This is a genomic window from Nocardia sp. NPDC088792 (assembly GCF_044750615.1).
GTDB lineage: Bacteria > Actinomycetota > Actinomycetes > Mycobacteriales > Mycobacteriaceae > Nocardia.
Window position 1 is genome coordinate 109,263 of sequence record NZ_JBIVKC010000004.1, and the last position, 24,356, is coordinate 133,618.

Annotated in this window: 19 protein-coding genes; 8 read left to right on the top strand and 11 right to left on the bottom strand. The window is 68.1% G+C overall.

Translation table 11 applies throughout. The annotated features are described in order from the left end of the window. Window positions 1–118: 118 nt before the first annotated feature. Both ACIP5Y_RS27080 and ACIP5Y_RS27085 read right to left on the bottom strand, forming a co-directional pair. The gene (locus ACIP5Y_RS27080; protein ID WP_400354113.1) at window positions 119–955 is read right to left on the bottom strand and encodes a class I SAM-dependent methyltransferase; all 837 of its coding nucleotides are present in this window, start codon (window positions 953–955) and stop codon (window positions 119–121) included. A gap of 14 nt (window positions 956–969) precedes the next feature. Next, the gene (locus ACIP5Y_RS27085) at window positions 970–1,818 is read right to left on the bottom strand and encodes an arpA protein (protein WP_400354115.1); all 849 of its coding nucleotides are present in this window, start codon (window positions 1,816–1,818) and stop codon (window positions 970–972) included. A 310-nt stretch (window positions 1,819–2,128) separates the two neighbouring features. On the opposite strand from ACIP5Y_RS27085, the gene ACIP5Y_RS27090 reads away from it, so the two are divergent. The 3 genes from ACIP5Y_RS27090 (at window position 2,129) to ACIP5Y_RS27100 (ending at window position 6,559) form a co-directional block, all read left to right on the top strand. Further along, entirely contained in the window at window positions 2,129–3,385 is a 1,257-nt protein-coding gene (locus ACIP5Y_RS27090; RefSeq protein ID WP_400354117.1) for a glycosyltransferase family 4 protein, read from the top strand. Next, window positions 3,382–5,481: a glycogen debranching N-terminal domain-containing protein gene (locus tag ACIP5Y_RS27095; RefSeq protein WP_400354119.1), complete on the top strand. Its 2,100-nt coding sequence runs from the start codon at window positions 3,382–3,384 to the stop codon at window positions 5,479–5,481. The genes ACIP5Y_RS27090 and ACIP5Y_RS27095 overlap by 4 nt, the downstream gene beginning before the upstream one ends. A gap of 142 nt (window positions 5,482–5,623) precedes the next feature. Beyond that, window positions 5,624–6,559 (top strand): toprim domain-containing protein, encoded by a 936-nt coding sequence (locus ACIP5Y_RS27100; protein ID WP_400354120.1) that lies wholly within the window; start codon window positions 5,624–5,626, stop codon window positions 6,557–6,559. Here the strand turns inward: ACIP5Y_RS27100 and ACIP5Y_RS27105 are convergent. Together ACIP5Y_RS27105 and ACIP5Y_RS27110 are read right to left on the bottom strand one after the other, a co-directional pair. Next, the gene (locus ACIP5Y_RS27105; protein WP_400354122.1) at window positions 6,556–7,269 is read right to left on the bottom strand and encodes a response regulator; all 714 of its coding nucleotides are present in this window, start codon (window positions 7,267–7,269) and stop codon (window positions 6,556–6,558) included. The two genes, ACIP5Y_RS27100 and ACIP5Y_RS27105, sit on opposite strands and share 4 nt — an antisense overlap. Continuing rightward, window positions 7,262–8,521, bottom strand: coding sequence for a sensor histidine kinase (locus tag ACIP5Y_RS27110; RefSeq protein ID WP_400354124.1), 1,260 nt, complete (start codon window positions 8,519–8,521; stop codon window positions 7,262–7,264). The genes ACIP5Y_RS27105 and ACIP5Y_RS27110 overlap by 8 nt, the downstream gene beginning before the upstream one ends. 164 nt (window positions 8,522–8,685) lie before the next feature. Between ACIP5Y_RS27110 and ACIP5Y_RS27115 the strand changes: the two genes are divergently transcribed. Beyond that, the gene (locus tag ACIP5Y_RS27115; RefSeq protein ID WP_400354125.1) at window positions 8,686–9,375 is read left to right on the top strand and encodes a hypothetical protein; all 690 of its coding nucleotides are present in this window, start codon (window positions 8,686–8,688) and stop codon (window positions 9,373–9,375) included. On the opposite strand, the gene ACIP5Y_RS27120 is transcribed toward ACIP5Y_RS27115, so the two are convergent. Further along, a complete protein-coding gene (locus ACIP5Y_RS27120) occupies window positions 9,285–10,304 on the bottom strand; it encodes a helix-turn-helix transcriptional regulator (protein WP_400354127.1) in 1,020 nt (339 codons plus the stop codon). The genes ACIP5Y_RS27115 and ACIP5Y_RS27120 overlap by 91 nt on opposite strands. A gap of 63 nt (window positions 10,305–10,367) precedes the next feature. On the opposite strand from ACIP5Y_RS27120, the gene ACIP5Y_RS27125 reads away from it, so the two are divergent. Then, window positions 10,368–11,492: an epoxide hydrolase family protein gene (locus ACIP5Y_RS27125; RefSeq protein WP_400354129.1), complete on the top strand. Its 1,125-nt coding sequence runs from the start codon at window positions 10,368–10,370 to the stop codon at window positions 11,490–11,492. 128 nt (window positions 11,493–11,620) lie between these two features. On the opposite strand, the gene ACIP5Y_RS27130 is transcribed toward ACIP5Y_RS27125, so the two are convergent. The 4 genes from ACIP5Y_RS27130 to metH all read right to left on the bottom strand — a co-directional run bounded on the left by ACIP5Y_RS27130 (window position 11,621) and on the right by metH (window position 19,465). Beyond that, window positions 11,621–12,292, bottom strand: coding sequence for an HAD family hydrolase (locus ACIP5Y_RS27130; protein ID WP_400354131.1), 672 nt, complete (start codon window positions 12,290–12,292; stop codon window positions 11,621–11,623). 118 nt (window positions 12,293–12,410) lie between these two features. Beyond that, the gene (locus ACIP5Y_RS27135) at window positions 12,411–13,913 is read right to left on the bottom strand and encodes a carboxylesterase/lipase family protein (RefSeq protein WP_400354133.1); all 1,503 of its coding nucleotides are present in this window, start codon (window positions 13,911–13,913) and stop codon (window positions 12,411–12,413) included. A 122-nt stretch (window positions 13,914–14,035) separates the two neighbouring features. Beyond that, a complete protein-coding gene (locus tag ACIP5Y_RS27140) occupies window positions 14,036–15,805 on the bottom strand; it encodes a protein kinase (protein ID WP_400354135.1) in 1,770 nt (589 codons plus the stop codon). Window positions 15,806–15,886: 81 nt separating this feature from the next. Next, entirely contained in the window at window positions 15,887–19,465 is a 3,579-nt protein-coding gene (gene metH, locus ACIP5Y_RS27145; RefSeq protein ID WP_400354137.1) for a methionine synthase, read from the bottom strand. A 153-nt stretch (window positions 19,466–19,618) separates the two neighbouring features. Here metH and ACIP5Y_RS27150 point away from each other — a divergent pair, with 153 nt between their 5' ends. Beyond that, a complete protein-coding gene (locus ACIP5Y_RS27150; protein ID WP_400354139.1) occupies window positions 19,619–20,512 on the top strand; it encodes a PAC2 family protein in 894 nt (297 codons plus the stop codon). A gap of 161 nt (window positions 20,513–20,673) precedes the next feature. Here ACIP5Y_RS27150 and ACIP5Y_RS27155 read toward each other — a convergent pair whose 3' ends face one another. Continuing rightward, on the bottom strand, window positions 20,674–20,979 hold the full coding sequence (locus tag ACIP5Y_RS27155) for a hypothetical protein (RefSeq protein ID WP_400354141.1): 306 nt from the start codon (window positions 20,977–20,979) through the stop codon (window positions 20,674–20,676). Window positions 20,980–21,130: 151 nt separating this feature from the next. Between ACIP5Y_RS27155 and ACIP5Y_RS27160 the strand changes: the two genes are divergently transcribed. Both ACIP5Y_RS27160 and ACIP5Y_RS27165 read left to right on the top strand, forming a co-directional pair. Beyond that, the gene (locus tag ACIP5Y_RS27160; RefSeq protein WP_400354143.1) at window positions 21,131–22,363 is read left to right on the top strand and encodes an XRE family transcriptional regulator; all 1,233 of its coding nucleotides are present in this window, start codon (window positions 21,131–21,133) and stop codon (window positions 22,361–22,363) included. Window positions 22,364–22,388: 25 nt separating this feature from the next. Further along, window positions 22,389–23,153: a DUF2127 domain-containing protein gene (locus tag ACIP5Y_RS27165; protein ID WP_400354145.1), complete on the top strand. Its 765-nt coding sequence runs from the start codon at window positions 22,389–22,391 to the stop codon at window positions 23,151–23,153. Between the two features lie 16 nt (window positions 23,154–23,169). On the opposite strand, the gene ACIP5Y_RS27170 is transcribed toward ACIP5Y_RS27165, so the two are convergent. After that, window positions 23,170–24,222 (bottom strand): alpha/beta hydrolase, encoded by a 1,053-nt coding sequence (locus ACIP5Y_RS27170; RefSeq protein ID WP_400354146.1) that lies wholly within the window; start codon window positions 24,220–24,222, stop codon window positions 23,170–23,172. Window positions 24,223–24,356 lie beyond the last annotated feature (134 nt).

Consider the following 24,356-nt stretch of genomic DNA (forward strand, 5'->3'; position numbering starts at 1 on the left):
CCCAGGTGTGGTTCCCGATACGTCTGTGTAGACGATGCCCTATCGGTATGTATCCCGCAGTGTTCATCGGTGCGGCGACGCCCAATGTTTACCGTGCGCCGTGTTTACCGTGTACCGCTCAGTGTTCGGTGGCGACGCTGAATTTCGGCCGCGACAGATACAGCTGGGCGTAGAGCCAGCCGTCGGATTCGTGGCCTTCGGGGTCGATCCCGTTGGCGGCCAAGGTGTCCAGCACGCGCTGTTGTTCGTCGGCGGAGGCGAAGCGGCGCTGCCGGTGCAGGCCGGGTACGTGTTCGGTGCGGTAGCCCAGCGCGGCCAGGTGCGCGGAGATGGGTTCGAAGTTGTACATGCGCAGCACGAAATGGGCCATCCAGGGCAGTTTTCCGCCGTGTGCGCGGGCGACGCGCAGCAGGGTGCGCTCGGTGATGTAGCCGACGCAGCCGGTGGAGATGACCAGGTCCGCGCGCGCCAGAATGCGGCGTTGCGCCTCGGTGGGGTCGGCGGCTTCCAGGTCGGCGTGCACGGTGCCGTGCAGGAAGCCCGCGGCGCGACCGTAATCCAGGGCCGGGCTGGAGGCGTCCATGCCGAGGAACCGCACGCCCGGCAATCGATCCCGGGCGGCCAGCAACTCACGATCGTGGGCGATGAGGTCCGCGGTGCGGGCGTCCGGCTCGCTGAATTCGCGATAGTGCTCGGCCAGCTCCGCCATGGTCAGATCCAGGCGTAGCAGGGCCGCGTTCACACCGTAGGAGCAGCCGATATCGAGCACGGTGGGTGCGGCGATGCCGGTGGCGACACGATGGTCGGCGATGAACCGCTCGAAATGGGGTTTGGCCAATTCCGGTATCCGGTAGTCCAATTCGGACATACGGGCGTAGTAGGCGCGGGGGTCCGGCCGCTCGTAGATATCGTCGAACGAGGCTTTTCCGGTGGTGGTGTGTAACGAAACCGGCACGTGTTGGTTCCCTCTCAGTCGAGCAGTCGATCGCCGCGGACGCCGCCCGCGGCCAGATGGTCCGGTAGGACCCGGCCGAACAACTGCCGGGAGCGTTCGGCACTGCCGATCACGCCCCGGATATCGCTGTAGGCGAAGATCGCCGAATGTCGTTGCACGGTCCCGCCGACCGGGGCCACCCGGTGCAGGGAGAAGCGGCCCTGGAACAACTGCAGGTCACCCGGGCGTAGCTCGAGCCGGCGGATGAGGTGGTCGCCGTGGCCGGTGAGCACGGCGTGCACGTCGCCGAGATTCTCAGCCGTGCGCGAGCGAATATTGGGGCAATACTCGAACACCCCACCGCATTCCGGTTCCTGGGTGAGCATGCTGACGGTGAACTCGTTGGTGTCGAAATGCCAGGGATGCGACATGCCGGGCGCGACCACATTGAGGCAGAGTCCCGCCAACGGGTCGGTGTACTCGTGCAATTCGCTCAATCCGAAGCAATCGGCCACGAAGCGCTGGAATCGCGCATCGGTATAAAGGCGCTGGATGAGTGCCTGGCGTGGGATGAGGTCGCGTGCCACGAAGGCGTTTCCGCGGCGCAGCACGATGCGGCCGGGATGGTCGGGCGGTAGTTCGGTGTCGAGGGGGATGTTGTACGCATTCACCTGCTGCACCGTGTAATACGCGTGCGGGGCCAGTTCCACGCCTTCGCCGCGCAGCGTCGCCAGCTCGTCCGGGCGGATGAAACCGCGTAGGACACAACAGCCGTCGGCCGCCAGTTCGACCCGCGCCGCTCGCACGGCAGCCTGCCACCGCTCGCTACCCGGTGCGTCGAGCGGATAGCGCGCGATATCGACTCCCGGCACGGAAGCTTCCACTCCCCTGTCGTTCGTATCGCACGCGTCGGCCCGACCCCCTGTCCCAACCATGCGGCTCATTCTGTCCACAAAACCGGCCGACACGCCCGGGAAGCTCTCCGATTGTGGATTTTCACAATTCCTGCTAGCGGCAGTTTTCATGCGGGTGCGGACTATTAGCTGTACCCGTTCCCGACCGGCATAAACATACATATAACCATCCGGTTACGAATACGGTCGAAGTCCGAATATTTCCTTGCCGAGCGGTTGGCCCGGTGCCAGAGTGGGTGACGTTTGGCTCAATTCAACCTCAACGACGAGGAGTTTTGAAATGAGTTACCGAATTTCGGACAAGGCATCCATAGCGAACGCTCTGAATTTGCTGAGTCCGCGTTCCGCCGATTCTACCCAGGCGGGATCGAATATCGAGGAGAATCGTTCTCTTCATATCGCGCTGGTAGCTCCGCCGTACTTCGATATCCCGCCCGCCGGCTACGGCGGCGTCGAGGCGGTCGTCGCGCACCTGGCCGATGAGCTGGTGGATCAGGGGCATCGGGTCACGCTGCTCGGTGCAGGTCGCCCGGGCACCCGCGCGCGATTCATCCCGGTATGGGACGAGACGCTCACCCATCGGCTGGGCGAGCCCTACCCCGAGATCGTCAACGCGATGAAAGCCTGGCGGATCATCGAGGAATTGCACGCCACCGACCCGATCGACATCGTGCACGACCATACCTTTGCCGGACCGGGCAATGCGGCAGCCTATCGAATGCTGGGAATCCCGACCGTGGTGACAGTGCACGGCCCGGTAGATGCCGAAATGGACAATTACTACCGATCGCTCGACCGGAGCGTACAACTGGTCGCAATCAGCGACCGGCAGCGCCGATTGGCGCCGGATCTGAATTGGATCGGCCGCGTGCACAACGCGATTCGCCCCGAAGAATGGCCATTCCGCACGGAAAAGCTCGATTACGCATTGTTCCTGGGCCGCTATGCCGCCTACAAGGGCCCACACCTCGCCCTGGAGGCCGCGCACACGGCCGGGCTGCGGCTGATCCTGGCCGGCAAGTGCAACGAGCCGCCGGAGAAGGCCTTCTTCGAGGAGGCCGTCCGCCCGCTGCTCACCGACACCGACGACGTGTTCGGCGAGGCCGATGCGGTGGCCAAGCGCCAACTGCTCGCGGGCGCACGGTGTCTGCTGTTCCCGATTCGATGGGAGGAACCCTTCGGCATCGTCATGATCGAGGCGATGGTCTGCGGCACCCCGGTGATCGCACTGCGCGGCGGCGCGGTCGAGGAAGTGGTGGAACACGGTGTGACAGGCTGGATCTGCGATCGCCCCGAGGAGCTGCCGGACGCCATCGCCCGCGCCGGTGAGATCGATCCGTACGCCTGCCGCAAACGGGTCGAGGAACTGTTCTCCACCGGTAGCTTCGGCCGCGGCTATGCGGCGGCCTACCGCCGGGTGATCGCGAAGGCCGATGCGCGCGTGCGCCCCGCGACGGCGGTCATCCGGACGGATCGACTCCCGGGTCCGGACGGCATGCGCCGCAGCGGCACCCAGTTGCGGAGCGGCCGTCGATGACCGTCTTCAACGCCGGCCCGCCGACGCCGATCGACGGCGGGACCGGCGTTGTCACACTGGTCGAATCGAGCACCTTCTGCCTGTCCGATCAGCTGGGCGATATTCATCCGGGCACCGCGCAGGGTCTGTTCTACCGCGATGCCCGGATGCTCACCCGCTGGGAACTGCGCCTGGACGGTCAACCGCCGGAACAGCTTTCGGTGGTGTCGCGGGATCCGTTCCGGGCGCGGTTCGTGGCGCGCAAGCCGCCGCCGCACGGCGTCGCCGACGCCACGGTCCTGGTGCAGCGGCGGCGCATGATCGGCGAGGGCATGCGCGAGATCGTCACCGTCCAGAATCTCGGTGACGAGGACACCGCCATGACGGTCACCCTGGAGGTCGACGCCGATTTCGCGGATCTGTTCGCGGTCAAGGAGGGCCGGGTGAGCGGCCACGGCTGCGAACTCACCGCCACGGCGGACACCCTCCGGCTGACCGACCGCACCGATCCGGGACGCGAGGTGGCCATTCAGGCCGACGGCGAGCCGGTCATCCAACCGGGCACACTGCTGTGGCACATCGTGATTCCGCGGCGGGGCTGCTGGCATACGGTGATCCAGTGCCGGCCCGCCATCGGGCATCGGGCCGCGCCCATGAGTTTCGACGAGCGCGACGAGGACAGTCCGGCGTACAAGATCCGCCGGTGGCGCGCCACCACGACCAGCCTCACCGCCAGCGGCGCGGGATTGAACGCCATTCTGCAGCGCACCGAAAGCGATCTGGGCGCCCTGCGGCTGGACGATCCGGCCGACGGCACCTCCTATGTCGCCGCGGGTGCGCCGTGGTTCATGGCGCTGTTCGGCCGCGACAGCCTGCTCACCTCGTGGATGGCGCTGCTGCTGGACTCCGACCTGGCCCTGGGGACGCTGCGGCAGCTGGCGAAACTGCAAGGTACACAGGAGAATCCGGTGACCGAGGAGGAGCCGGGCCGGATCATGCACGAGCGCCGGTACGGTCCGGGCAGCGATCGGGTGCTCGGCGGTTCGGTCTACTACGGCACCGTGGACGCCACTCCGCTGTTCGTCATGCTGCTGGCCGAATGCCGGCGCTGGGGCGTGGACGCCGCGGCGCTCACGGCCCTGCTGCCCGCCGCCGATGCCGCGCTCGCCTGGATCGACCGGTACGGCGACAGCGACGGTGACGGGTTCGTCGAGTACCGCCGCAAAACCGATCGCGGACTTGCCAATCAGGGCTGGAAGGACAGCTGGGACGCGATCGCATTCGCCGACGGGCGCCTGGCCGAACCGCCGATCGCGCTGTGCGAGGTGCAGGGGTATGTCCATGCGGCGCGGCTGGGGCGAGCCGAGCTGGCGGAGTCGGCGGGCGATAGCGCGACCGCGGCGCGACTGCGGGCGCAGGCCGAGGCGCTCAGAGCGCGTTTCGACGAGGCGTTCTGGATGCCCCGGCACGGCTGTTACGCGCTCGCCCTGGACGGGTCGAAGCGGCAGGTCGATGCCGTGGCCAGCAATAACGGCCACTGCCTGTGGACCGGTATCGTCCCGGACGAGCGTGCCGAGGAACTCATCGCCCGGCTCGGCGCCGCCGATCTCGACAGCGGATTCGGCTTGCGCACCCTGTCCTCCACGGTGCGGCGGTTCAATCCGATGGGCTATCACACCGGTTCGGTGTGGCCGCACGATACGGCGATCACGGTCGCGGGACTGCTGCGGTACAGCCATGTTCCGGGGGCCACGGAGCTGGCGGAGCGGCTGGCCGGTGGACTGCTGGAGGCGATTCTCGAATTCGGGGCGCGCCCACCGGAGTTGTTCTGTGGTTTCGCCCGCGCCGATCTCCATATGCCGGTGCCGTATCCGACGTCGTGCTCGCCGCAGGCCTGGGCGAGCGCGGCGCCGCTGCTGCTCATGCGGTCCTTCCTCGGCCTGCTGCCGGATGTGCCGGCGCGCACGCTCACCGTCGCGCCGCGGCTGCCGGCGCGCGCGGGCACGGTCCGGCTCACCGACCTGCGGCTGGGTCCGGCGACCGTCACCATCGAAGCGAGCGGGAGCGAGGCCTCGATCCAGGGACTGCCTTCGGATTGGCGGCTGATCCGGCTGTGAACCGCCGGGTGGTGTGCGATCGTTCGCACGCACGTCGGTAAACACGTTCGCACGGACGTTGATAACCATTGCGCCACAGGGTCATTCACCGTGGTTGACACCTCTCTCGATCCGGGTACACCGGTAGTGAGAGGACCGCAGCATGGGGACCAACGGATCCTGGGACACCATCACCGGCGCATTGCATCGCGTTTCCGGGCCGGGAAAGCGCGGCGGCGACTGGATGACCTTCCTGTGCCCGGTGCACGAGGCGGACGGCCGACGTCATCATCCGTCCCTGGGCGTGGTCTACAACCGGCAGCGCCAGCGCACCATCGTCAAATGCTTCGCCGGCTGCTCGGACGAGGAGGTCCTCGAACGCCTCGGCCTGCAGGTGCGGGACCTGTTCGACGGCCCCCCGCCGGATCGCAGCGGACCGCGCCGAGCCGGGCCATCGCCCGAACTCGCACTGGCCGATCGTGCTCTGCTGGCCGCGGGATTGCCCTTGTCGGTGCACAAACCCGATCCGGGACCGCAACTGGGCCGATCGCGCCGCGTCGCCGCCTACATCTACCGGTTCGCCGACGGCACGCCCGCGGGGCGGGTCATCCGAGGCCGTACGCTGCATCGGCGCGGCCACGTGAAATCCTTCTGGCAGCAGCGCCGGACCGAATCCGGGTGGGAGGCGGGTGGTTTCGCGCCGCTGCCGTTCCAGCTGCCCGAGGTGATCGCCGCGGTGCGCGCCGGGCGCGACATCTACATCTGCGAGGGCGAATCCGATGTCCTCACCGCCACCCGGGCCGGCCTGACCGCCACCTGCAATGCGGGCGGCGCACAGGGCTGGCGCCGCGAGCACGCGGACTGGCTCGACGGCGCTCATCGCGTCCGGATCGTCGCCGACCGGGATGCTCCGGGCTATCGGCACGCCGCCAAAGTCGCTGCGACGCTGCGTGATCGGGTCGGCGAGATCCGGATCGTGCAGGCCCGCGACGGCAAGGACCTCACCGATCACTGCAATGCGGGCCACGATATCTCCGACCTGGAACCCGTCCCGGTACTCGACGATCACTTCCGGAGCGGCCGAGCGGCGCCCGCCTAATTGGCGCCGGGCACCACCGTGCCGGATTCGTAGGCGAAGACGACGAGCTGGGCACGGTCGCGGGCCTCGAGTTTGGTGAGCAGGCGGCCCACGTGGGTCTTGACCGTGGCGATGCTGACGTAGAGCACGGCGGCGATCTCGGCATTGGAGCGGCCGGCGGCTATGTGGCCGAGTACTTCTCGTTCCCGATCGGTGAGGGTGGTGAGGGCGTCCGCGCGCGGGGCGGGGGCGGCGGGGCGGCGGGCGAAGGCGCTGATCATGCGGCGGGTGATGCTCGGGGTCAGCAGGGCATCACCATCGGCGACGACCCGGATCGCATGCAGGAGTTGTTCGGGCGGTGAGTCTTTGAGAATGAATCCGCCCGCGCCGTTGCGCAGCGCGCGGAAGACGTGCTCGTCCTGATCGAAGGTGGTCACGATCAGTACATGCGGTCCACCGCCGGGCATCGTGGCGCCTCCGGAGGCGGTCTTGTTGCTGTCGGAGGCTATGTGCTGCATGGCTTCCAGGCCGTCCATGACCGGCATGCGAATATCCATCAGCACCACATCGGGGCGCAGCTGCCGGGTGAGCCGCACCGCTTCACCGCCGGTGCCGGCCTCGCCGACGACGGTGAGATCGGGTGCGGAGTCGACCAGGATGCGGAATCCGGCCCGCACCAGCGCTTCATCGTCGGCGATCAGGACGCGGATCGGATCGGCGTGGTCAGGCATGGTGCTCCTCGGTGAGGGGGAAGCTCGCGGTCACGGCGAATCCACCGGTGCCGCGCGGTCCGGCCGTGAACCGGCCGCCGAACAACGACACTCGCTCCCGCATGCCCGCCAAGCCGAGACCCGAACCGCCGGAATCGATCTCGGCGGGCGTACCGTCCGGGGATCCGTCGTCGGTGATGACGGCGGTCAATTCCGCCGGCGCATATCGGATCTCGACGCGGGCACGGTCGGTGTGCGCATGTTTGACGACATTGGTCAGGGCCTCCTGCACGATGCGGTACACCGTGGTCTGCAGCAGCGCCGGATACTCCGCCGGCGCCCCGAGCACCTGATACTCCACCACCAGTCCATCGTGCCGCAGTCCGTCGACGAGCCCGGCCACCTCGGCCAGCCCCGGCTCGGCGAGTTCGTCGTTCCACCCCGGTTCCCGGAATTGCGTCAGCACGCCGCGCAGTTCCCGCAGCGCCGCGCGGCTGGCCGTCTCGATGGTGGTCAGCGCCCGGTGTGCTTCCTCCGGGTTCTCGTCGATCAGCAGCCGGGCCACCCCGGATCGCACGGCCACCATGCTGAGCGTGTGCGAGATCAGATCGTGCACATCGCGCGACACCCGTAACCGTTCCTCCGCCCGGATGCGCCGCTCGGTCTCGGCCGCATGCTGCCGCTCCTGCGCGGCCAAACTCCGCTGATACTCGCGCCGCGTCCGGAACATATCCCCCAGCAGCCAGGCCGGCACCGCGATCAGCGGCTGCACGAAATCCTGATCCTGATCCGAATACGCATGGAACGCAAACGATCCCGCGATACACAACGCCATGAGCGCAACTCCCGTGGCGATCAGCGATTCCCTCCTCGGCCGCCGATCCGCCAGCGTGAGCACCGCGACCCCGAGCACCGGCCCGGTATTGCTCACCCACGGCGTGAACCGCACATCCGCCAGGAAAGCCGCACACAGCACCACCGTCACCGTGATGAGCACCGCCAACGGCCACCGCCGCCGCACGAGCAGCGGCACTGCCGCCGCGACCCCGAAGCCCGCGATCTCCGCCGTGGACCCGATCCCGTGCGTCATCCCGACCAGCAGCGGCCCGGTGAAAAGCACGAAGCAGCCGGCCGCGATCGCGATATCGATCGCGTCCGGCCCGGCCGCACCCGCCCGATGCCGGACCATCCACCGCTCATGCCACGGCGGCTCCGGCCGCGCGGCGGCGGCCCACCCGTCCGAGGCGGCCGAGAGTACTGAGGTAGACGACATACGCCGACCGTAACCGCCGCTGCGCCGGCCGCGCATCGGCCCACGGGCCAGCCCCCGCGTCATCCCCAGGTCTGACCCGGCCCGAGGCTCCGACCAGAGGCGATGCTCGGTTCCCGGCCCCGGGATGACGACTCGAGGGTCACCCGACAGCGATGGTTGACGCCATGAATCCACAAGGCGCCGAACACACCTCGCCCGATCCTCGCCCCGCCCGGGGACCGAATAGCGGCGGCGAACGCGCGGCCGCTCCTGCCTACCGGCCCGGCACCGGAATGAACTCCACACGCCCCGAGCCCTTCTCACCCACCCACCGGCACACCACGGTCCGATCGCGGCTGTCCCGCCCACTGACCGCCCTCGCCGCGTTCTCCGTCACCGCGGGCGTCGTCTCCGGTGGCATCTCCTATGCCATGCGTTCCTCGCAGCGGGAAGCGCATGTCGCGGGCACCGCCGCCTGGTGGCAGCATCTCATCGTGTTACTGCTCGCGGTCGTGATCATCGTCGTGCTCGCCCGCCGCGGATTCCGCCCGGCCGACCTGCTGGCCCCGCTGACTTCCCATGCCGCGCAACGACTCCGCGCCACGGCCAAGGCCGCCGCGCATCACCCCGGCGCCGCACTCCGGCTGCTGCTGGGCCTCCTGCCGCTGGTGATCCTGGTCTACATGCCCTGGCGCATCGGTGAGCAGGTGCTCGGTGGACTCGACCCGAATTTCATCGCCAATGCCTGGGGCGGGCCGGGCTATTTCGGTGCGATGGCGTGCCACTACATGGATTGCGTGTTGTTGATGGGCGTATCGGCCGGGTTGCTGCATGTACTGCTGCTGCCGGCCGGCTCCCCCACCGCGCGCCGATAGCGGGCGATGAGCGTGTGCAGGGCCGCCACCAGTTCCGGGGCGTCGACGATTTCGAAGTCGGCGTCCAGGAGACCGAGGTAGAGGGCGAGCATGCGGGGGTCGTCGGAGCCGGGTTCGAAGGCGCAGCGGTCGTCGGACAAGGGTTCCACGTCGACCGAGATGGGAATCTTGCCGCGCACGTGGTCCGCGCCGGCGTGCACGATGATTCGAGCCCGGAACCGCCAGGTGGCCTCGCCCACACCGCGTTCCACCCGGGTCGCGATATCGGCGTCGGGCGGTAGCGGGCGGGGCGTGAAGCGGGGGCCGGTCGGGGTGCGCGGGTCCATGCGGTCGACCCGGAAGGTGCGCCAGTCCTCGCGGTCGAGGTCCCAGGCCAGGAGGTACCAGCGCTGGCCGTGGCTGACCAGGCGGTACGGCTCGACGGATCGGCGAGCGGCGGAACCGGCGTGGGTCCGGTAGTCGAAGCGGAGGCGTTCGTGGTCGCGGCAGGCGGCGCCGATGGCGGTGAGCACATCGGGGTCGACGCGGGGTCCGCGGGCCGGGATGGGCATGGCGTGCTGGAAAGCGGTTACCCGATGCCGCAGGCGCGACGGCAGGATCTGCTGGAGTTTGGTCAGGGCCCGCACCGCGGTTTCCTCGATGCCGGCGACCGAACCGCTTGCGGCCGTGCGTAATCCGATGGCCACGGCGACGGCCTCGTCATCGTCGAGCAGCAGTGGGGGCAGGGCGCCGCCGGCGCCGAGCCGGTAGCCGCCGTCCACACCCGGTCGCGCTTCGACCGGGTAGCCGAGCTCGCGCAGTCGTTCCACGTCATTGCGGATGGTGCGGGTGGTCACGTGCAGCCGGGCGGCGAGTTCGGGGCCGGTCCAGTCCCGCCGGGACTGCATCAGGGACAGCAGGCGCAGCAGCCGCGCGGAGGTTTCCAACATTTCTCGATCCTAGTTCGCAATCGCGGAACGACCCTTTCCGCAATGCTTCCTAACCTTGGATTCATGAGCAACGAGATTCGCCCCTTCCGCATCGACATCCCGCAGGCCGACCTGGATTACCTGCACGATCGCCTGGCCCATGCCCGCTGGGCCGCCCAGATCCCCGGCACCGGCGCGGAGCGCGGTATCACCGCCGCGCGGCTGCGGGAGCTGGCCGAGTACTGGCGCACCGAATACGATTGGCGCGCACAGGAAGCCGCGCTCAATGCCTTCCCGCAGTTCACCACCGAGATCGACGGTCAGACCATCCATTTCCTGCATGTGCGTTCCGAGCGTCCGGACGCGCAGCCGCTGCTGCTGACCCACGGTTTCCCGAGTTCGGTGGCCGAATTCAGCAATCTCATCCCGATGCTCACCGATCCGACCGAGGGTCCGGCCTTCCACATCATCGCGCCGTCACTCCCCGGGTACGCCTTCTCGACCCCGTTGAGTGCGACCGACTGGTCGATGGGCCGGACCGCGCGGGCCTGGATCGAGCTCATGGCCCGGCTCGGCTACGACCGCTACGGCGTGCACGGCGGCGATGTGGGCAGCGGGGTATCGGGCATGGTGGCGGGCCTGGACGGGGCGCATGTCACGGGTGTGCACGTGGTGACCGATCCGGCGACCGCCGCGAATGTGGCCACCTTCCTGCCCGGCATGGCCGACAGCCTGGACCCGAATGATCCGGTGGACAAGCTGATTCTGACCCGCATGGACGAATTCCGCCGCGACGGTTCGGGTTACCTCGCCATCCAGAACAGCCGCCCGCAGACCATCGGCTACGGTCTGACCGATTCGCCGCTACTGCAATTGGCGTGGATCGCGGAGAAATTCGAGACCTGGACCGATCTGCCCATCGATCTCGATCAGCTGCTCACCACGGTGTCGCTGTTCTGGTTCACCGGCGCCGGGGCCAGCGCCGCGCACACGCTCTACGAGCAGGCGCATTCCACGGATTGGGGCGCACCCGCCGCTGTTCCGCAGGGTTTCGCCGTCTTCGGCGCGGATGAGACCGTGCGCCGGGTGGTTCCGGCTCCGGCGGATGCGCATTGGACGGAATTCCCGCGCGGCCGGCACTTCCCGGCGATGGAGGATCCGGTCAATCTGGCCGGGGATCTGCGCGCCTTCTTCGGGCCGTTGCGTTAGCCGCGCGTCCCGGACCGCCGCCCGGCGCCCGTCTCCCGCTCCGGCGGGCGCCGGGCGTCGACAGCGGATCACCCATGGTTCGCAGGCTGGTCCGCGTCGGAGGTGCGGGCTCGGACGAATGGGAAGGGTCAGCTCGCGCGCGCCGCGCGCAGACCCGATAGCTCGGCGTGGGTCAGGCCGATGAGGCTGTCGCGGAAGACCCGGCCCGGACCGTCGGGCACCGCGATCTCGCACGGCACCACCAGCAGGGTGCAGCCGGCGGCCTCCGCGGCCAGCGACCCGGTGGGCGAATCCTCGATGGCCACCGCGTGTTCGGGTGCGACGCCGAGCAGTTCGGCGGCACGCAGGTAGAGATCGGGCGCGGGTTTGCCGTGTTCGACCTCGTCGGCGCAGACCGTGGCGTGGAAGTTGTCGCGGCCCAAGGTATTCAGCGCCAACTCGGTCAGCGACCGCTTGGTATTGGTGACGAGTGCCATCGGCACCCCGGCCGCACGCAGGGCCGCCAGCACATCCTGTGCGCCCGGCCTCCACGGAATCGGACCGTGGAACAGCTCGGTGACCCGCTCCTCGATCCAGTCCGCGGCCTCGGTGGTGGCCTGCGGGGTCGCCTCGACACCGAGCCCCGCGAACAGGATTCGCATGGCATCGGGTCCCGACGCCCCGATCAGCGCGTGCCGGATGGCATCGGTCAGCTCATGCCCCATCTCGGACGCGAGCTCCCGCAATGCCATATCCCAGAGCTTCTCCGAGTCGAGCAGCGTGCCGTCCATGTCCCACAACACCGCATCCAACCGCGCCACCGCGCCGCAACTCCTTCCACACCCCGACAACCGGGGCCATACCCAGCGAGAACTGCCGCCCAGCCTATCGGTGCCCACCGACACCGCCGGAGGCCGGGCAGCAGCAGCCCGCCGCGGGTCAGTGCCGGACGGCCGCGTGCAGAGCGTCGAGTTCGTCGAGCGCCCGGGGCGCACCGGTCGAGGAGGCGGGACTGCCGAAGTGCCGCACCAGCGGCGCCGCGGTCTCGTACCGAGCCCAGCCGGGATCACCGTGCTCCGCGAAATCGACCCAGGCCCGGTGCATTTCGCCGGCCAGCGGCTGCGGCGGGTTGGGACCGGTCAGTGTCGTCCCGAGGGCGAGATTGTCGAAGACGAACGGAAGCTCGAGCGCATGGCAGGAGCCGATGCCGTCGACGCCACTGGGCCAGCCGAATTCGTAGACATGGCAGGCGGCGCCCGCCGAGGCGACGATATCGGCGATCCGCATGGTGTCGGTCCGGAAGGCCACATCGGTGATGATCGCGCTGTACACATCCCCCGGTGTGGCGTCCGGCCGCGCGGCGAAGTAGACCTTCGCCACATCCGGATCGATCCCGCTGCGCGCCAGCAAGGCCGAGAGCGCATTCGCATCCAGGGCGGCGGCCAGTCCCGCGGGGACGGTGAAGAACCGGAATTCCTCGGAGGTATTGCCGATCAGCAGTGGCCGGATGCGTTCCGGCCGTTCGGCCAGCACCTTCGCCTGCGGACCGGGCAGCACATCCCCGTCGGCCACCGGGAACAGGCTCATGACGCCGAGCCCGCTGCCGAGCACCGACGCGCCCCACCGTTGCGGATCGGGTTCGAGGGTCAGTGCCAGGCCGATCGCGTCCTGTGCGGATTGCAGCCGATCCGGCGCCACCGCCGCGAATTCCGCTGCGGTCGCACCGATCCCGAGGAACTCCGCCATGGCGGCGGTCACCCGGGCGGCGTCCGCCGGATCGGCCACCGCGGAGCCGTTGCCGCTCTGCATGATCGCGCGCTCGAACAGTCCGGCCGAACGCGGCGACGCCAGCAGGCTCGCCACGCTCATGGCGCCCGCGGATTCACCGAAGACGGTGACCCGGCCCGGATCTCCGCCGAAGGCGGCGATATTGTCCTGCACCCACCGCAGCGCCAGCAGCTGATCGTGCAGGCCACGGTTCATGGGCGCGTCGGGCAGCACCGCGAATCCCGAGATGCCGAGCCGATAGTTGATCGATACCAGCACCACCCCGTCGCGGGCGAAGGCGCTGCCGTCGTACAGGGGCAGCGAATTCGCGCCCCGGGTGAACGCGCCGCCATGGATCCACACCATGACCGGCAGCCCGGATCCACCCGGATCCGGTGTCCACACATTGAGATTCAGGTAATCGTCACCGATGACCGGCGACTCGCCGAGCAGCGCCCGGATCGGACCCGGATACGGCGATTGGAGACAGGCGGGCCCGAGCTGCTGCGCCGGCCGCACCCCGTCCCAGCTCGGCGCGGGCCGGGGCAGTTCGAATCGCGCCGCGCCGACGGCGGGTGCCGCATAAGGGATTCCGAGAAAGGCACTGACTCCCGCTGCGGTGCGCCCGCGAATCCTGCCGCCGCGCACGGTCACTTCCGGTTCCGTATCACTCACCACGCCACCACCGCACGCATCATCGGCCTGCTCTCCTCTCCCCGCCGATCGATCAGCGGGTCGTGATCAGACTCACAGGCGGGGCGGCCGGTCGTCAACCGGCTGCCCCGCCCGGTGTGCGGTCAGACTCCGGAGGCGGCGATCAGCAGGCGACCGGTCGAGGAGTCCAGCTGCACCCATCGGCTTTCGCTGGTCGTCTGGCCGTTCTTGAGCACATAGGTCAGGTTCACCACGGCACGGTTGTTGCCCTGGGTGGTGACCCCGCCGACACTGACCGAGGCGATCCCGCCCCAGAACTGGGAGTAGGCACTGTAACCGCCGGTGGAGCTCTGATAGCCGGACGACAGCTCCGACCACGCGCCACTCACATTGCCGGGCAGCATGCCGTAGTAGCCCTGCACGAAGGAGCTGACCGACTGCACCGAGGCCGGGCCGTACGGGGTGGTCGTCACCGGGGGTGTCGTGGTCGGCGGCAGCGTCGTGGTCGGCGGCACGGGAGCGTTGCTCGGCAAGGGCGCTCCCGGCAGCGCACCGGATGTCGGCGCGGGCACGGTGGTCGGCGCGGCCGCGGAGGCCGGCGGATTCGAGGAGCGGGTCGCCTGCCCGGCGGTGCCGCCCGATTGCGGCTGGGCATTGCCGCCGCCGTCCGCCGGTGCGCCGCCCTGCGGCGAGGAGGCCACCGCCGTGGTCGGATTCACCGGCGCGGTGACCGGGCTGGTGCCATTGGCCGCGGGTGCGCCGCCGCTGTCGCGGTTCATCGCGACCGCGACCACGCCCGCGATGATCAGCGCGCCCACGATGCCGGCGGCCACCAGTGCGAGCAAGCGCCGATTGCGGTCCATCCCACCGTTTTTCGAGCCCGGCGGGCCCGGCGGCACCGGCGTCTCGGGCGCGGTGCCCGACCCGCCGGACCGCGAGGAGCCCATATCCACGTGCACGGTGGGGTCGGTGGCATTGGCCGTCGACGCGCGTGCGGCGGAGGTGGCCAGCACCGTGGTGGCGCCCGAAGCATCCACTGCCGCAGCGGCCTTCGCCGTCGGCAGCACCTTGGTGAGAGGCAGCGGCGCGGGGGCACGGCCCTCGGCCACGGCCTGCAGCTGCTCGGCGGCCTGGACCATGGTGGGCCGGTCCGCCATCTCGGCGGCCAGCAGTTCCATGAGCACCGGCGCGAGCGCCCCGGCGCGCTTCGGCTCCGGCACGGTGGCGCGCGCCACCGAATGTAGGACCGCCAGCGGGTTGTCGCCCTCACCGAACGGGGGCGAGCCCTCCACGGCCGCGTAAAGCGTTGAGCCCAGCGCGAATACGTCGGAGGCGGGTTCCGGGTTCTCGCCGCGCGCGACCTCCGGGGACAGGTAGGCGGGCGTGCCGGCCAGGAAGCCGGTGGAGGTGACGGTGACATCGCCGATGGCGCGGGAGATGCCGAAGTCGGTGATCTTCACCGTGCCGTCGTCGGCCACCAGGATATTGGCGGGCTTCACATCCCGGTGCACGATGCCGGCCTTGTGCGCCGCGGCGAGCGCCTCGGCGACCTTGGCCCCGATGCGGGCGACCTCGGCCGGATCGAGATGCCCCTTCTCCCGCATGAGCGCCGCCAGGCTGACGGCGTCGACGTATTCCATGACCAGCCAGGGCTGGCCGTCCTCCTCCGCCACGTCGAAGACCGTGACGGCATTGGGGTGGTGCAGGCGTGCGGCGATGCGCCCCTCGCGCATCGCCCGCATCCTGGCTTCGACGGCCTGGGACCGGGTCAGCCCCGGTGTCAGCAGCAACTGCTTGACCGCGACCGTGCGGCGCAGCCGAACATCGGTCGCGCGCCACACGACCCCCATCGCACCGGTGCCGATCGGATCCGTAAGTCGGTACCGCCCCGAGATCAGCCGGTCTGCGCTCATGTGGTTGTGCCCCTCCTGCTGGCTTTCGCGCCGAGCCACCCTGCACCGTTGCGCGAAAAGCCCGGAAACCTCTTGGAAATTCTAAGCGTTGAAGTACTTGGCTTCCGGGTGCAGCAGCACGAACGCATCCGTCGACTGCTCCGGATGCAGTTGCAACTCCTCGGACAGTGTCACTCCGATCCGGCCGGCGTCCAGCAGGTCGACGAGTTTGGCGCGATCCTCCAGATCTGGGCAGGCGCCGTAGCCGAACGAGTACCGTGCGCCACGGTATCCCAGTTTGAAGTATTCCTGCACATCGGCGGGGTCCTCGTCGGCGACCGAATGTCCTTCCAGCGTCAGTTCTTCCCGGACGCGCCGATGCCAGAACTCGGCGAGCGCCTCGGTGAGCTGCACGCCGATGCCGTGCACCTCGAGGTAGTCGCGGTAGTTGTTCTCGGCGAACAGCACATTGGCGAAATCGGCAATGGGCTGCCCCATGGTGACCAGCTGGAACGGCAGCACATCCACCTGACCGGTCTGTACTGCGTGTTCGCGCGAGCGAATGAAATCCGCGATGCAGAGGAACCGGTCGCGTTGCTGACGCGGGAAAGTGAACCGATACCGTTCCGGCGCATCGGGTTTCGGCTCCGTGAGAACAATCACATCGTCGCCCTCGGAGACCGCCGGGAAGTAGCCGTACACCAGCGCGGCATGCTGCAGCACGCCTTCGGCGATCAGCCGATCCAGCCAATACCGCAGCCGCGGACGGCCTTCGGTCTCCACCAGCTCCTCATAGGAAGGCCCCTCACCGCCGCGCTGGCCGCGCAGCCCCCACTGGCCCAGGAACAGCGCCCGTTCGTCGAGCAGGCCCGAGTACTCGTTGACCGAGAGACCCTTCACGATGCGAGTGCCCCAGAACGGCGGCGTCGGCACCGGCAGGCCGGCGGCCACATCCGAACGCGCCGGCACCTCGATCGGCACCTCCACCGCCTTGCGCTGCTCGGCGATCCGCTTGGAGCGTTCGTGGCGCGCCTTGCGTTCGGCGGCCTTCTCGCGCTCGGCGATGGCCTCGGGCGAGTCCGGGTCCAGACCGCCGCCGCGCTTGCGGGTCATGATCTGGTCCATCAGGTTGAGGCCCTCGAAGGCGTCGCGCGCGTAGTGCACATCGCCCTGGTAGACCTCGGTGAGATCGTTCTCGACATAGCCGCGGGTGAGCGCCGCACCACCGAGGAGCACCGGGAACTGCTCCGCGACGCCGCGGGTGTTCATCTCCTGGAGGTTCTCCTTCATGACCACGGTGGACTTCACCAGCAGTCCGGACATGCCGATCACATCGGCGCGCTTGTCCACGGCGGCCTCGAGGATGGTCGAAATCGGTTGCTTGATACCGAGATTCACGACCTCGTAGCCATTGTTGGACAGGATGATGTCCACCAGGTTCTTGCCGATATCGTGCACGTCGCCCTTGACGGTGGCCAGCACGATGCGGCCCTTGCCGGAGTCGTCGGTGGACTCCATATGCGGTTCCAGGTGCGCGACAGCGGTTTTCATGACCTCGGCCGACTGCAGCACGAAGGGCAGCTGCATCTGGCCCGAGCCGAACAGCTCACCGACGGTCTTCATGCCCGACAGCAGCGTCTCGTTGATGATCTGCAGCGGCGGCACCTCCTGCATGGCGGCGTCCAGATCGGCTTCCATGCCGGCCTTCTCGCCGTCCACGATGCGTCGCTCCAGCCGCTCGAACAGCGGCAGCGCCGCCAGTTCCTCGGCGCGGGAAGCCTTGGAGGAGGCCGTCGACACGCCCTCGAACAGCGCCATCAGCTTCTGCAGCGGGTCGTAGTCCTCGGTGCGGCGGTCGTAGACCAGATCCAGGGCGACCTCGCGCTGCTCCTCCGGAATCCGGGACATGGGCAGGATCTTGGAGGCGTGCACGATGGCCGAGTCCAGACCGGCCTCCACGCATTCGTGCATGAACACCGAATTCAGCACCTGCCGCGCGGCGGGATTGAGGCCGAAGGAGATGTTCGACAGACCCAGTGTGGTCTGCACTTTCGGGTGCAGCCGCTTGAGTTCGCGGATGGCCTCGATGGTTTCGATGCCGTCGCGGCGCGACTCCTCCTGGCCGGTGCCCAGGGTGAAGGTCAGGGTGTCGATGATGATGTCGGACTCGTCGAGCCCCCAGTTGCCGGTGATATCGGCGATGAGCCGCTCGGCGATCTCCACCTTGTGCGCGGCGGTGCGGGCCTGACCCGCCTCGTCGATGGTCAGCGCCACCACGGCCGCACCGTGTTCAGCGACCAGCGCCATGGTCTGCTGGTAGCGCGACTCCGGTCCGTCGCCGTCCTCGAAGTTGACCGAGTTGACCGCGCAGCGACCGCCCAGATGCTCCAGACCGGCCTGCAGCACCGGGGTTTCGGTGGAGTCCAGCATGATCGGCAGGGTCGACGCGGTGGCCAGGCGCGAGGCCAGTTCGGCCATATCGCGGCTGCCGTCCCGGCCCACATAGTCGACGCACAGGTCCAGCATGTGGGCGCCGTCGCGGGTCTGGTCCTTGGCGATGTCGAGGCACTTCTGCCAGTCGCCGGCCAGCATGGCGTCGCGGAAGGCCTTGGAGCCGTTGGCATTGGTGCGTTCACCGATCATCATGATCGAGGCGTCCTGCTCGAACGGCACCGCGGTGTAGATGGAGGACACGCTCGGCTCGTGCGCCGGGGTGCGGCGGGCCTGCTCGACCTCGCGCACCGCCGTGGCCACCTGCCGGATGTGCTCGGGGGTGGTGCCGCAGCAGCCGCCGACCAGCGAGAGCCCGAACTCGGACACGAACTGGCTCAGGGCGATCGCCAATTCCTCGGCGCTGAGCGGGTATTCGGCGCCATTGGCGCCCAGGATGGGCAGACCGGCGTTCGGCATGACCGATACGGGCAGCTGCGCATGCTTGGACAGATGCCGCAGGTGCTCGCTCATCTCGTCCGGACCGGTGGCGCAGTTGAGGCCGATCATGTCGATGCCGAGCTTTTCGAGCGCGGTCAGCGCCGCGCCGATCTCGGAGCCGACGAGCATGGTGCCGGTGGTCTCCACGGTCACGTGCGTGATGATCGGAATCCGGCGGCCCGCCCGCAGCATGGCATTGTGGCTGCCGGTGATCGCGGACTTGACCTGCAGCAGGTCCTGGCAGGTCTCGATGAGGATGGCGTCGGCGCCGCCGTCGAGCATGCCGAGCGCGGCCTCGGTGTAGGCATCGCGCAGAGAGACATAAGGAGCGTGACCCAGGGTCGGCAGTTTGGTGCCGGGGCCCATGGAACCCAGTACGTAGCGCGGGGTGCCGTCGGCGGAGGGGCCCATCTCGTCGGCGACCTCGCGGGCCAGCCGGGTGCCGCGCTCCGACAGATCGCGGATGCGATCGGCGATGTCGTAGTCGGCGAGGTTGGGCAGGTTGCAGCCGAAGGTATTGGTCTCGACCGCGTCGGCGCCGGCCTCGAAGTACGCGCGGTGAATGTGTCGCAGCACGTCAGGGCGGGTTTCATTGAGGATCTCATTGCAACCCTCGAGGCCACGGAAATCGTCGAGCGTGAGATCCGCGGCCTGCAGCATCGTCCCCATCGCACCGTCCCCGATCACAACACGTTTACTGAGCGTGTCGAGTAGGGTGGTGTCGAATTCGGCGCGGCTGCGTACTGACATGTACTCAAGAGTAGTGGGACGCGCAGACAACCTGCATCCGACGGGGCTCGTGCTGCTCTCCGGCACGGGCGTGCCGAGTTCGGGCGCGGACCGCGTGCCGCACGATTGCGCGTCGTTTATACGCACGTGCACGGCACACCGTAGGCTGACCGGGTGAACGCCAGTGAATCCCCGGTGCCACCGGAATCGGACCTTCCCACCCTGCGGGATCCGGTGCTCGTCGCGGCCTTCGAAGGCTGGAACGACGCGGCCGACGCCGCCAGCGGTGCGGTCGAGCACCTGGAATTGATCTGGGATGCGCAGCCGCTGGCTGAGCTCGATTCCGAGGACTACTACGACTATCAGGTGAACCGTCCCACCGTGCGTCAGGTGGACGGCGTGACGCGGGAGATCCAGTGGCCGTCGACCATGCTGTCGGTGTGCTCGCCGCCGGGCAGTGATCGCGATGTGGTGCTGCTGCGCGGTGTGGAACCGAATATGCGGTGGCGGTCCTTCTGCAGTGATCTGCTCGAATTCGTGGAACAGCTGGGTGTGTCGACGGTGGTGATCCTGGGCGCGCTGCTGGCCGATACCCCGCACACCCGCCCGGTGCCGGTCACCGGAACCGCGTACAACAAGGAAGCGGCCGAGCGTTTCAATCTGGAGCAGACCCGCTACGAGGGGCCGACCGGTATCACCGGCGTCCTGCAGGATGCCTGTGTGCGCGCGGGTGTTCCGGCCATTTCCTTCTGGGCTGCGGTGCCGCACTACGTTTCTCAGCCGCCGAATCCGAAAGCCGTGATCGCGCTGCTGCATCGGGTCGAGGACGTCCTCGATGTCGAGGTGCCGATGGGCGGGCTGCCCGAGCAGGCCGAGGAGTGGGAGGCCGCGGTCAACGAAATGACCGCGGGCGATGAGGAAATCGCGGAGTACGTGCGCTCGCTCGAGGAGCGTGGCGATGCCGAGGTGGATCTGTCGGAGGCCATGGCCAAGATCGACGGTGACGCCATCGCAGCCGAATTCGAGAAGTACCTGCGCCGGCGCGGGCGCGGCGGCTTCGGGCTCTAGCGGTTCCGAGCTCCAGCGAGCATGGCCGGTAGCAAGCTCTGCCGCAAACTACGAGTTACCATTCGCCAACCACCCAGTCGGTACTGAAATCCGGTCCCAGCACCGGATTTCAGTACCCGCTGTTCGGTTTTGTGAGCTTTCGTACCCGGCGGTTCGCGCGCTCAGTGCTCGACGGTCCACACCTGCGCGGAGGCCTCGTGGGCCAGCTTCGCGATCAGCAGGTCGCGTGGAATCGTCTGACCGGCAAGGTGATCGAGCGACGGCACCACCACATGGTGCGCGTCGGCACGCTTGAGCTCCGCGGTCAGCTCCGCGAACGCGGTGCCGTCACCCGAGGTCGACTCATGGAACGTGGCGGCGAAGCACAGCCCGGCCGACTCGGCCAGCCCGTACATGGCGTCCTCCAGCTCATCGCTGCGGCCATCAGCCAGGTCGTCACGCACGTACCCATAGATCAACGCTTCCACCCGAACCTCCGTTGGATTGGGGATCGCTGTTCTTTAGTGTGCCCGTAATCAGCTTGGCGTACGCGAAGATGCAATTGCAGATGTCAACCCACTGACATTCGCGTGCCCTATCCGGGTCCATCCGGCGTTAACTGGTGAGATACTACAGAGCGTGTCCGCAGGTGACGATCGACCCGTCTGGGCTGTCCGAATGCGCGCCGAACGCGATGCTCGGGGGTGGTCTCAAGCGGATGCCGTCCGCGCGGTGCGCGCCAAATCCCCCCACAATCTGCCAACCGACAGCACACTGTTGCGCAATTGGCGGCGTTGGGAATCGGGCGAATCGCGCCCCGACGACTTCTACGCGCCTATCATCGCTGCCGCCTTCGATACCGTGACCGCGGCTTTCTTCCCCAAGGCCCGCCCGAATCGCGACGATGAGCTGTTGTCGGCCACGGGGATGGACACGCTCGAGTTCATCGGCCGGCTGCGCATGTCGGACGTGTCGTCAGCAACCTTGGACGCCATACGGATTACGGCCGACCGGTTGTGTTCGGAGTATCCGTGCGCCGATCCGCACGAGCTGCACTCCGAGGGGACGGCGTGGTTGCGGAGGATTACCTCCCTACTGGACGGTCGCCTTACTCTCGCGCAGCACCGCGAAGTCCTGGTGCTCGCGGGTTGGGTTGCCCTACTGGTCGGTTGCGTTGATTACGACCTCGGCTGGCGCACCGCCGCCGAGGCCACCCGCCGGGCCGCGCTCTCGCTCGGACAGGAAGCCGAGCATGCCGAAATCATCGGCTGGGGTGCAGAAATGGCCGCTTGGTTCGCGCTGACCCAGGCGAACTACCGGGGCGCCGTCGAAGCGGCCGAGGCCGCGCATTCCGACACCATGAATCTGGGTGTGGGCGTACAGCTCGCGGCCCAGCGGGCCAAGGCCTGGGCGCGGCTGGGTGATCGGCGCGAGGTGGAAAACGCGCTCGCCCAGGGCCGTTCGATTCTGGACAAACTCGAACATCCGCCCAATCTGGACAATCACTTCGTGGTGGATCCGCAGAAGTTCGACTTCTACGCCATGGATTGCTGCCGGGTGTCGGGCGATGACCGGCTCGCGGAAAACTATGCCCGCCAGGTGATTCTGAGCAGTACCCGCCCCGACGGCAGCATCCGCAAACCCATGCGGGTGGCCGAGGCGCATCTCACCCTGGCGGTCGTCGCGGTGCGCGATCGCAATCTGGAGCTCGCCCTGGACGAGGGCCTGCGCGCCTTCACCGGCAAGCGCCGCTCGCTGCCCTCGCTCATGTGGATCGCCGGGGAAACGGCCCGTGAACTGATCGAGCGCTATCCCGGCGACCCGCGCACCCATACTTATCTCGATCAACTGCGGGCCCTGGCGGCAGGCTGAACGATCTCCGGTTAGGCTCCCGCCCATGGACTTCAGTCTGTGGACCTGCGCTGCCCGAGGGCACGAGACCTACGCCCCCACCGAGCCCGAGCTCGCGGCACGCCTCCATGTGGCCACCCCGGCCGGCGAGTCCTGGCGCTGCCTGCGCTGTGGCACCTTCGTGCCGGGCGAGCCGCGGGGCAGCGGCCCGGCCGACGACGCACCCGAGGTGCCGCGCGGGCGGCTGCTGCGGGACAAGTTCATCATGCGACTGCTGGCCGTCGAGCGGATCATCCGCTGCGTCGTGTTCATCCTGCTGGGCGCGGGCGTGCTCAAACTGCGCGGCTCCCAGCAACATTGGAAGAGCAACTGGGACAACGACATGCCGATGGTCCGGCAGCTCGCCGACCAGATCGGCTGGAATCCGGATCATTCCAAGATCATCCGCAGTATCGACAAGGCTTTCACCCTCTCCCCGCACGTCCTGGTGTGGATCGCGGTGGGGCTGTTCGTCTATGCGCTCATCGAACTGATCGAGGCCGTCGGGCTATGGCTCGGCCAGCGCTGGGGTGAGTACTTCGCCGTCATCGCCACCGGTATCTTCCTGCCGCTCGAGGTCTACGAGCTGACCGAGAAGGTCACCGTGCTGCGCGCCGGGGCGTTCATCATCAATGTGGCCGCGGTGGTCTGGCTGCTGTGGTCGAAGCGGCTGTTCGGTCTCAATGGCGGCGGCAAGGCGTACTACGCCGAGCACCACGACGAGAGCCTGCTGACCGTCGAGCGCTCGGCGGTCGCCACCCATACCGCCTGAGCCTCGGCGTGCCCGTTCAGGCGGGCAGCCCGAGGCCCTGCGCCAGCACCGGCCACGACTTGGGGAGCTGGTCGTGCCAGTAGCCCCAAGAATGGGTGCCGGTCGGTTCGAAGTCGTAGGTGGCGGGGATGTTCAGACTGTTCAGCTTGTTCGCCAGATTGTGCGAGCAATAGTTGACGGCCGCCTCGATGACGCCGCCGACCACCAGCTGATTGGCCAGGCCGCCCGTGCCGGGCAGGGTGTACGGCCCATCGAGAGTGTCGTGAGCCCCGGGTAGCCCGGAGCCGCTGGAGATATAGAGGCCCACGCCACGCAGCTTGTCCGCGTTGACATACGGATCGTTCTCGACCCACAGCGGATCATTGTCGGGGCCGTACATGTTCTCGACATCGCCGCCGCCCTTGCCGACCACGACGTGCACGAATTGCTGGCCCAGATAGTCACTGGTCTGAGCGCAGCCGCTGTAGGCGGCCACCGCGCCGTACAGCTCCGGCTTCGCGATGGCGAGGTTGAGCACCGAGGTGCCCGAGGTCGACAGTCCGGCAATGGCATTGCGCCCATTGGTGCCGAGACCCGCGTCGACCAGCGGCGGGATCTCCTCGGTGAAGAAGGTCTTCCACTTGTTCACGCCGAGCACGGGATCGGGTGCGCGCCAATCGGTGTAATAGCTCCAGGCGCCGCCGATGATCTGGACGACATTGACGTCCTTGTCCGCCAGCCACTTCAGCGTGTCGGGTGACTTGTCCTCCCAGTTCGCGGTTCCCACACCGCCGTCGGCACCATTGATCAGATACAGGACGGGCCGGGGCTGCGAGGTGTCGGCCGGGCGCTGCACGTCCACGCGGACGTTCTTGTCCATGGCCGCCGAATACACCTCGAGGGTGAGGTGGCGATCGTCGATCGGCTTGACGCTCACGATCTTCGAACCGTCCGGAGCGACCGGATCGGCGAGCAGCGTGCCGGATCGGATGATCGGATCGGCCGAGTCATCGGCATGGGCGGCGACCGGCGTCGCTGCCAGGGCGGCGATACATCCTGCAATGACGGCACTTCTGATCCTGCGGTTCACGATCACCCTGCTCCCAGCCGTGACGATTGCGGACAATTGACCAGTTCGTCGGGGTCCGCCGGGGGACCGTTACAGAGCCGACCTCCCCCGCGGGTGGCCTCGATCACCGAGGATCCGCATGAACAGGACATTCC

Bases quoted from the DNA above. Each gene is read 5' to 3' on its own strand.
- ACIP5Y_RS27120 (WP_400354127.1), bottom strand. From the start codon at position 10,304: ATGTTGGAAACCTCCGCGCGGCTGCTGCGCCTGCTGTCCCTGATGCAG.
- ACIP5Y_RS27105 (WP_400354122.1), bottom strand. From the start codon at position 7,269: ATGCCTGACCACGCCGATCCGATCCGCGTCCTGATCGCCGACGATGAA.
- ACIP5Y_RS27115 (WP_400354125.1), top strand. From the start codon at position 8,686: ATGAATCCACAAGGCGCCGAACACACCTCGCCCGATCCTCGCCCCGCC.
- metH (WP_400354137.1), bottom strand. From the start codon at position 19,465: ATGTCAGTACGCAGCCGCGCCGAATTCGACACCACCCTACTCGACACG.
- ACIP5Y_RS27100 (WP_400354120.1), top strand. From the start codon at position 5,624: ATGGGGACCAACGGATCCTGGGACACCATCACCGGCGCATTGCATCGC.
- ACIP5Y_RS27140 (WP_400354135.1), bottom strand. From the start codon at position 15,805: ATGAGCGCAGACCGGCTGATCTCGGGGCGGTACCGACTTACGGATCCG.
- ACIP5Y_RS27125 (WP_400354129.1), top strand. From the start codon at position 10,368: ATGAGCAACGAGATTCGCCCCTTCCGCATCGACATCCCGCAGGCCGAC.
- ACIP5Y_RS27095 (WP_400354119.1), top strand. From the start codon at position 3,382: ATGACCGTCTTCAACGCCGGCCCGCCGACGCCGATCGACGGCGGGACC.
- ACIP5Y_RS27090 (WP_400354117.1), top strand. From the start codon at position 2,129: ATGAGTTACCGAATTTCGGACAAGGCATCCATAGCGAACGCTCTGAAT.
- ACIP5Y_RS27165 (WP_400354145.1), top strand. From the start codon at position 22,389: ATGGACTTCAGTCTGTGGACCTGCGCTGCCCGAGGGCACGAGACCTAC.
- ACIP5Y_RS27110 (WP_400354124.1), bottom strand. From the start codon at position 8,521: ATGTCGTCTACCTCAGTACTCTCGGCCGCCTCGGACGGGTGGGCCGCC.